We start from the raw sequence: 6,648 nt of genomic DNA on the forward strand, positions 1-6,648 counted from the left end.
GAGTCCGACTCCGTTTATGTGTACAGTTTCCGGAGTCAGGTTCACTTTACCGAAGGAGTACGTCCGTGACGATCGACGACGAGGGGCTCGCCGGGCTGCGTGTGCTGGTGACCGGCGGCAGCCGTGGGCTGGGGGAGGCGACCGCGCGTCGCTTCGCCGCAGCCGGCGCCACCGTACTGACGGCCTCACGGACCGCGCCCCCGGACGATTTGCCCGCCACGTTCGTTCCCGCCGACCTGCGCTCCGCAGAGGGTGCGGCGGAACTGGGGCGGCGCGTGCTGGACAGCGTCGGGGGCATCGACGTGCTGGTCAACAACGCGGGAGCGGCGACCGGGCCGGTGCCGACACTGGAGCGGTCCGACGCGTCCTGGCTCGCCGATCTGGAGATGAACCTGCTCGGTGCGGTGCGTCTCGACCGGGCCCTGGTGCCCGGGATGGTCGAGCGTGGCTCCGGTGTCGTGGTGCACGTCTCCTCCATCGCCAGTCACCTTCCTCAGCCGGGTGAGGCGTCGTACGCCGCGGCGAAGGCGGCGCTCAACGCCTACAGCCGCGAGCTGGCGACGGCGGTGGGGGAGCACGGCGTGCGCGTGGTGTGCGTGCTGCCGGGCTTCGTCGTCACGGAGGGGGCTGTCAGCCATCTTCAGCAGATGGCCGACAGCCAGGGCGTCGGCATCGAATCCGTCGAGCAGCAGCTCGTCGACCACCTGAAGGTGCCGATGGGGCGCCCCGGCGAACCCGGAGACGTGGCGGAGATGATCGCGTTCCTCGCCTCCAGCCGTGCCAAATGGCTCACCGGTGCCCAGTTCCGGGTCGACGGCGGCATCATCCCCGTCGTCTGAGCCGCGGTCCCCGCACGAACACGAACCGAGGAGCGACACCATGAAGGTCAGCCTGACATCACTGGTTGTGGAGGCCGCGGACCTGGAGGGCGAGAGCGCGTTCTGGCGCCGCCTGCTCGGCGGCGCGGTCACCAGGACGGCGACGCACCATTTTCTGCAGCCCGACGGTTTCCCCGTGGTCGTCATCCAGTACGTACCGGACCATGTGCCGCCGCAGTGGCCCGACGGGCTCTCCCGGCAGATGCACTTCGACCTCGCTACGGATGACATGGAAGCGGCGGACGGGTCGGTGCTCGACGCCGGCGGCAGGCGGCTGCGACCGGCGGGTGAGGTGGCCGCCTCCGGCCGGCAGGGCTCCCGGGTGTACGCCAGCCCCGCCGGCCACCCCTTCTGCCTCCGCCCGGCCTGACTGTCCGCGGAGGCGCGGGGGTGAGGCGGAAGCCGGCGTCCCGTACCGGACCAGGGGTTGGCCGCGGAGCCGCCGGCAACATTGAGTAAGTCTTTGCCCGTGGCCGGAATGTGCCGCTCCGCCTCTCTGCCGCCCCGGCCCGGGCGGGTGGATGCGGCGCAGTCCGTGGTGACGCCGTCCCGCGCGGTGCGGCGGGCGGCCGAAAGTGTGCGGGTGGTGGCCTTCGCCGTGTTACGGCCACGTTGACCGTATGCAATGGCGGGCCGCACTCTCGTTACGTAACTGGTGAGTACATCTAGTTCGGCCGGGAGTGGCGCAGCCCTCGAATGCGCTGTTCAGGCGGGTTTTCCGGACCCCGGCCGACGACAGTACGCAGGAGGTAGCGCATGTGTGGCATCACCGGCTGGGTCTCCTTCGAACGTGACTTGCACAGCGCGTCCGCGACCGTGGACGCGATGACGGAGACGATGTCCTGCCGCGGCCCCGACGACCGCGGCACCTGGATCAACGGTCCGGCCGCGCTCGGGCACCGTCGACTGGCCATCATCGATCTGCCCGGCGGGCGCCAGCCGATGACGGCGGACACTCCGCAGGGAACGGTCGCACTCGTCTACTCGGGGGAGACGTACAACTTCACCGAGCTGCGCCGCGAACTGACCGGACGCGGGCACCGGTTCACCACGGACTCCGACACCGAGGTCGTGCTGCACGGGTATCTGGAGTGGGGTGAGGCGGTCGCCGAGCGGCTCAACGGGATGTACGCGTTCGCCGTGTGGGACGGGCGCCACGACAAACTCGTCATGATCCGCGACCGGATGGGCATCAAGCCCTTCTACTACTACGAGACCCCCGACGGCGTCCTGTTCGGCTCCGAACCCAAGGCGATCCTCGCCAACCCTCTGGCCCGTGCCCGCGTCGGACTCGACGGACTGCGCGAGCTCTTCGCCTTCGTCAAGACGCCCGGCCACGCCGTGTGGGAGGGGATGCGCGAGGTCGAGCCCGGCACAGTCGTCACGGTCGGCCGCAACGGACTGCGCCGGCACGTCTACTGGCAGCTTGAGACCCGTCCGCACACGGACAGCAAGGACGACTCCATCGCCCATGTGCGTACGCTCCTGGACGACATCGTGCGGCGCCAGCTGGTCTCGGACGTACCGCGCTGCACCCTGCTCTCCGGCGGACTCGACTCCTCCGCCATGACGGCGATCGCCGCCCGCCAGCTCGCCGAGAACGGTGAGACGGTGCGCAGCTTCGCCGTCGACTTCCTCGGGCAGGCGGACAACTTCGTCGCCGACGAGCTGCGCACCACCCCGGACACGCCGTACGTGCACGACGTCGCACGCGCCTCGGGCACCGACCACCGTGACATCGTGCTGGACTCGAACGCACTGGCCGACCCCGAGGTGCGGGCCCAGGTGATCAGGGCGCGGGACATCCCGATGGGCTTCGGCGACATGGACGCCTCGCTGTACCTGCTGTTCCGGTCCATCCGCGAGCACTCGACCGTCGCGCTCTCCGGGGAGTCGGCGGACGAGGTCTTCGGTGGCTATCTGCAGTTCTTCGACGAAGAGGCGCGGCGCGCCGACACCTTCCCGTGGCTGGTGCGCTTCGCCCAGCACTTCGGGGACGACTCCGACGTGCTGAGGTCGGATCTGACGGCCGCCCTCGACATCCCCTCGTACATCCAGGACAGCTACGGCACGGCTGTCGCCGGAGTCCAGCGGCTGGAGGGCGAGAGCGACTTCGAGTTCAGGATGCGCAAGATCTGCCATCTGCACCTGACGCGTTTCGTGCGTGTCCTGCTCGACCGCAAGGACCGGGCGAGCATGGCGGTCGGCCTCGAGGTGCGGGTGCCCTTCTGCGATCACCGCCTGGTCGAGTACGTGTACAACACGCCGTGGTCGCTGAAGTCCTTCGACGGCAGGGAGAAGTCACTGCTGCGCGAGGCCACGGCGGACGTGCTGCCGAAGTCGGTCTACGACCGGGTCAAGAGCCCGTACCCCTCCACCCAGGACCCCAAGTACGCCCTGGCCCTCCAGGGGCACGCCAAGGACCTGCTGGCGCAGCCCTCGCATCCCGTCTTCGACCTCGTCGACCGGGGCCGCGTCGCGCGCGCGGCGCAGCACGAAGCGCCGCAGATCACCCAGGCGTCCCGGCGGGGGCTGGAGCGCACGCTGGACCTGGCGCTCTGGCTCGATCTCTACAAGCCGGACATCTCGCTCTCCTGACCGGCCGGGCACGGTCGTACCCGGGAACCTCCGGAGCGCGGGCGCTCCGGAGGTTCCCGGCTGTCGGGGCGCAGCTGGGCTCACCCGGCGCCGCAGTCGGGGCACAGGCCCCGGTACGTCACCTCGACCTCGGAGACGGTGAAGCCGAAGCGCTCCGAGAGCGGCAGTCCGGCCAGCGGGTCGCCGGCGGGGTGGACGTCCCGGATGGCGCCGCACTCGGAACACACCAGGTGCTGGTGGGGGTGGTGCGCGTTCGGGTCGTAACGCTTGGCCCGGCCGTCGGTGCCCACCTCGATCACCTCGCCGAGTGAGACCAGCTCGCCGAGGGTGTTGTAGACAGTGGCGCGGGAGATCTCCGGCAGCAGGGCGGCGGCGCGCACGAGCACCTCGTCCGCCGTGAAGTGGACGTGCTCACCCGCGAGCACCTCGGCAACCACCCGCCGCTGAGCGGTCATTCGCCAGCCACGTCCACGAAGCCGTCTCAGCAGGTCACTCATGCTCACCAGCCTAACTGTGCGTCTTCAGACGAATGATGCGTGCAGACCCGTCTGTCGTATTGACTTGGACTAGGTCCATCGTAGGATCGAATCCGGCTGCCAGCCAAGGGACAGGTCAACAGCAGAGGAAAGTGCGTGACTTCAGGCGACGGATGCGCTCACGCCGGCATCCGGACCGGGACCGCCCCCGCACCGAGGCGCTCGCCTCCGGGGCGCGGGTACACGCAGGCCGCATCTCTCCCTTCGGGCCGTGTACGGGGCTCTTGACGTACTCCTCACGGCACACCAGCACTCGCAGTTCCAGAACAACGTGATCCGCCCCGTCCGGAAGGATTTCCATGACTGAGAACCACGACGCGATCGTCACCGACCCGAAGACGGAGGAGGTCTCCGGCTGCCCCGTCGCGCACGGTCGCGCACCGCACCCGACCCAGGGCGGCGGAAACCGCCAGTGGTGGCCGGAGCGGCTCAACCTGAAGATCCTCGCCAAGAACCCCGCGGTGGCCAACCCGCTCGGCGAGGAGTTCGACTACGCCCAGGCGTTCAAGAGCCTCGACCTCCCGGCCGTGAAGCGGGACATCGCCGAGGTGCTCACCACCTCGCAGGACTGGTGGCCCGCCGACTTCGGCAACTACGGCCCCTTCATGATCCGGATGGCCTGGCACAGCGCCGGTACCTACCGGATCAGCGACGGCCGCGGCGGCGCCGGAGCCGGCCAGCAGCGCTTCGCCCCGCTCAACAGCTGGCCCGACAACGCGAGCCTGGACAAGGCCCGCCGGCTGCTGTGGCCGGTCAAGAAGAAGTACGGCCAGAACCTCTCCTGGGCCGACCTCATCGTCCTCACCGGCAATGTCGCCCTGGAGTCGATGGGCTTCAAGACCTTCGGCTTCGGCGGCGGCCGCGCGGACGTGTGGGAGCCCGACGAGGACGTCTACTGGGGCCCCGAGACCACCTGGCTGGGCGATGACCGCTACACCGGCGACCGGGAGCTGGAGAATCCCCTCGGCGCGGTGCAGATGGGCCTCATCTACGTCAACCCCGAAGGCCCGAACGGCAATCCGGACCCGATCGCCGCGGCCCGCGACATCCGTGAGACGTTCCGCCGCATGGCGATGAACGACGAGGAGACGGTCGCCCTGATCGCCGGCGGCCACACCTTCGGCAAGACCCACGGCGCCGGCCCGGCGGACAACGTCGGCCCCGACCCGGAGGCCGCCCCGCTGGAGCAGCAGGGCCTCGGCTGGCAGAGCACGTACGGCACCGGCAAGGGCGCCGACGCGATCACCAGTGGTCTGGAGGGCATCTGGACGGACACCCCGACCACCTGGGACAACAGCTTCTTCAACATCCTCTTCGGATACGAGTGGGAGCTGTTCAAGAGCCCGGCCGGCGCCCACCAGTGGCGGCCGAAGGACGGCGGAGGCGCGGGTACGGTCCCCGACGCGCACGACGCGTCGAAGACCCACGCGCCGACGATGCTGACGACCGACCTCTCGCTCCGGTTCGACCCGGCGTACGAGGAGATCTCGCGGCGCTTCCACCAGAACCCCGAGCAGTTCGCCGATGCCTTCGCCCGCGCCTGGTTCAAGCTGACCCACCGCGACATGGGCCCGATCGTGCGCTACCTCGGCCCGGAGGTCCCGGCGGAGACGCTGGTGTGGCAGGACCCGCTCCCGGCGGCGACGCACGAGACGGTCGACGCCTCGGACGTCGCCTCGCTCAAGGCCCGGGTCCTCGAATCCGGCCTGTCGGTTTCGGAGCTCGTCTCCACCGCGTGGGCGTCGGCCTCCTCCTTCCGCGGCAGTGACAAGCGCGGCGGCGCCAACGGCGCACGCATCCGTCTGGAGCCGCAGAACGGGTGGGAGGTCAACGAGCCGGACCGGCTGGCGTCGGTGCTGCGTACCCTCGAGAGCATCCGGGAGTCCTTCAACTCCGGCGCCAAGCAGGTCTCGCTCGCCGACCTCGTCGTGCTCGCGGGTGCCGCAGGCGTCGAGAAGGCGGCCAAGGACGCCGGCTTCGACATCGAGGTCCCCTTCGCGCCGGGCCGCGTCGACGCCTCGCAGGAGCAGACGGACGTCGAGTCGTTCGTCGAGCTGGAGCCGGCCGCCGACGGGTTCCGCAACTACCTCGGCAAGGGCAACCGGCTGCCGGCCGAGTACCTGCTGCTCGACCGGGCGAACCTGCTGACGCTGACCGCTCCCGAGCTGACGGTCCTCGTCGGCGGGCTCCGGGTCCTCGGAGCCAACCATCAGCAGTCCTCGCTCGGTGTCCTCACCGAGACCCCCGGTGTGCTGACCAACGACTTCTTCGTCAACCTTCTCGACCTGGGTACGACGTGGAAGTCGGCGTCCGCCGACGCCACCACCTTCGAGGGCCGTGACGCCACCGGTGCGGTGAAGTGGACCGGCAGCCGTGCCGACCTCGTCTTCGGGTCGAACTCGGAGCTGCGCGCCGTCGCGGAGGTCTACGCGAGCGACGACGCGAAGGAGAAGTTCGTGAAGGACTTCGTCGCGGCCTGGGACAAGGTCATGAACCTGGACCGGTTCGACCTCGTCTGATCACCAGGAACGGGCCGTGGCGGCAAGGGGAAACCGTTCCGCGGCCGCCCCGTGCGGCCGGGGGCGTCAGGCCCGGGGCCCCGCGCAGAAGGGGGTGACACCCCCCACCCGGGGGGA

Annotated in this window: 5 protein-coding genes; 4 read left to right on the plus strand and 1 reads right to left on the minus strand. The window is 69.8% G+C overall.

Translation table 11 applies throughout. The features are described from left to right. Positions 1–65 precede the first annotated feature (65 nt). From ACFVW8_RS07090 to asnB, 3 genes are all read left to right on the plus strand, one after another. Positions 66–839, plus strand: coding sequence for an oxidoreductase (locus tag ACFVW8_RS07090; protein WP_389686907.1), 774 nt, complete (start codon positions 66–68; stop codon positions 837–839). A 40-nt stretch (positions 840–879) separates the two neighbouring features. After that, positions 880–1,248, plus strand: a complete 369-nt coding sequence (locus ACFVW8_RS07095) for a VOC family protein (RefSeq protein WP_389686909.1) — start codon at positions 880–882, stop codon at positions 1,246–1,248. A 386-nt stretch (positions 1,249–1,634) separates the two neighbouring features. After that, positions 1,635–3,476 carry an asparagine synthase (glutamine-hydrolyzing) gene (gene asnB, locus ACFVW8_RS07100; RefSeq protein ID WP_389686911.1) on the plus strand — a complete coding sequence of 614 codons (1,842 nt, stop codon included), beginning with the start codon at positions 1,635–1,637 and terminating at the stop codon, positions 3,474–3,476. 80 nt (positions 3,477–3,556) lie between these two features. On the opposite strand, the gene ACFVW8_RS07105 is transcribed toward asnB, so the two are convergent. Then, positions 3,557–3,973: a Fur family transcriptional regulator gene (locus tag ACFVW8_RS07105; protein ID WP_389686913.1), complete on the minus strand. Its 417-nt coding sequence runs from the start codon at positions 3,971–3,973 to the stop codon at positions 3,557–3,559. Between the two features lie 338 nt (positions 3,974–4,311). Here ACFVW8_RS07105 and katG point away from each other — a divergent pair, with 338 nt between their 5' ends. After that, entirely contained in the window at positions 4,312–6,531 is a 2,220-nt protein-coding gene (gene katG / locus ACFVW8_RS07110) for a catalase/peroxidase HPI (RefSeq protein ID WP_389686915.1), read from the plus strand. The last annotated feature ends 117 nt before the right edge of the window (positions 6,532–6,648 follow it).

It is taken from the genome of Streptomyces sp. NPDC058221 (assembly GCF_042882365.1).
Lineage (GTDB): Bacteria > Actinomycetota > Actinomycetes > Streptomycetales > Streptomycetaceae > Streptomyces.